We start from the raw sequence: 2080 nt of genomic DNA, 5'->3' as shown, positions 1-2080 counted from the left end.
AGTGGATATCGCTCAAATACTACGAACTTCAGCAAATTAACGCACGATTGTCGCGTGAAATTGGGTGGGCAAAGTGAAACTAAACAGTTAGACTGTGGATTGAGAGCGCAGAATTATTTCTCAGGCTGCTCTTGATGAGACTGAACGCTGCTGCTCGGATAAATGCTTTGCCTTGGCAAATGCCATGACGAGAGCGATTTATCGATCGCATCTCATAGTTAAATCTTTGTAACAAAGTTGACAAATCATTCACAAAAATGAGTAAGCATTGTTCGATCGGGAATAGTAGTAACGCTGGTGTCGATTGTTGTCAGGACGTTGCCAACGTTATGTCAAAGGGCTATCGCTTGCGGTAAATATCTGCTTTGAAGTAACAAGTAGTCAGTTGTAGTTATGAGAGTGAAGTCTCCAGAAATTGATATGTTAATTAACATATCAAACTGGCAGAAATTTTAATAAGAGCTACAATCAAAAGGGCTTTCCCCGATTGTGGGTATCGTCTCAGTCGAAGACAATTAATTATTGGCTGTTTGAGATTAATATTTGAGCGGAATTAGTTCCGAACAATCCTCTTTCAATACAGTTACTTGTCGCGTTTCAATCTTGGCAATCGATCGCCCAGAACCGCTAACTGACTAGATTGTTAAATATATGCAGGTTGCACGATTTCCAGCTAAAATATCGTATTTATATTAGTTATTAGTTCCAAAAATTAGCAGTAAGAGGCCCCACACATGACCCAGACTAAAGACATGCTCGCAACGATCGCTACCAAAGACGCCGACAGCGAGTTAGAACTACTACTCGACGAAGATGTCGATGCAGACGATTTTACTGCTGAATCTGATGGTGAGTCGGATGTCGAAGACGAGGATGGGAAGCTGGGGAAGGTAAAAGCCTCCCGCCGTCGCGTTCAAGCCAAGAAAAAACAGTTTACTGAAGACTCGATTCGCCTATATTTACAGGAAATCGGTCGCATTCGCCTGCTCCGCGCCGATGAAGAAATCGAACTAGCTCGGAAAATTGCCGATCTCCTAGAATTGGAGCGGATGCGTGAAAAGCTGCTCAATGAATTGGATCGCGAACCGCACGATCGTGAATGGGCAGCAGTTGCCGCGATGCCACTCCAGCAGTTCCGCCACCGCTTATTTTTGGGCAGACGTGCTAAAGATAAGATGGTACAGTCGAACCTCCGGTTGGTAGTTTCGATCGCCAAAAAATATATGAATCGCGGTCTCTCGTTCCAGGATCTGATTCAAGAAGGTAGTTTGGGTTTGATCCGCGCTGCTGAAAAATTCGACCACGAAAAAGGTTATAAATTCTCGACTTATGCAACTTGGTGGATTCGCCAAGCAATTACCCGCGCTATTGCCGATCAATCGCGGACGATTCGCCTGCCAGTCCACTTATATGAGACTATTTCGCGGATTAAGAAAACTACTAAGTTACTCTCTCAAGAAATGGGTCGCAAACCCACTGAGGAAGAAATTGCCACACGGATGGAAATGACGATCGAAAAACTGCGATTTATTGCTAAATCTGCTCAGTTACCGATCTCGCTAGAAACACCAATTGGGAAGGAAGAAGACTCCCGACTCGGTGACTTTATTGAAGCTGATGGCGAGATGCCCGAAGATCAAGTATCCAAGAGTTTGCTCCGCGAAGATCTTGAAGGGGTACTCGATACCTTAAGTCCCCGCGAACGCGATGTTTTACGCTTGCGCTATGGTTTGGATGATGGTCGGATGAAGACATTAGAAGAAATCGGTCAGATCTTTAATGTCACCCGCGAACGCATTCGCCAAATTGAAGCTAAAGCTTTACGCAAACTTCGCCATCCAAATCGGAATAGTATTCTCAAAGAATATATCCGTTAATTAAGATCGAGCGCCTTATTTACAGCGATCGTTTTCTCGATCTATTACCATGAGTAAAGCTGTCTTAACTCCTAAGAGGATGTTTGAAAAGTATAAATTAGCACTCGCAAACTGTCGGGAAATAAAGGCGTGCGCGAATCGCTGACCCAAAGCCATGGATCGGGAACCTCGGCGTGATTTGGGTCGCTAGCCCCCCTGAAAAA

General features: G+C 44.5%; 1 protein-coding gene. It reads left to right on the top strand.

The genetic code is table 11. The features are described from left to right. The first annotated feature begins 734 nt into the window (after positions 1–734). A complete protein-coding gene (rpoD, locus tag RMO52_RS23465) occupies positions 735–1877 on the top strand; it encodes an RNA polymerase sigma factor RpoD (RefSeq protein WP_309745174.1) in 1143 nt (380 codons plus the stop codon). Positions 1878–2080 lie beyond the last annotated feature (203 nt).

It is taken from the genome of Chamaesiphon sp. OTE_8_metabat_110, assembly GCF_031382685.1.
Taxonomy (GTDB): Bacteria; Cyanobacteriota; Cyanobacteriia; order Cyanobacteriales; family Chamaesiphonaceae; genus Chamaesiphon.
Note: the sequence above shows the minus strand (reverse complement) of the source record. Positions and strands in the feature narration are given on the sequence as shown.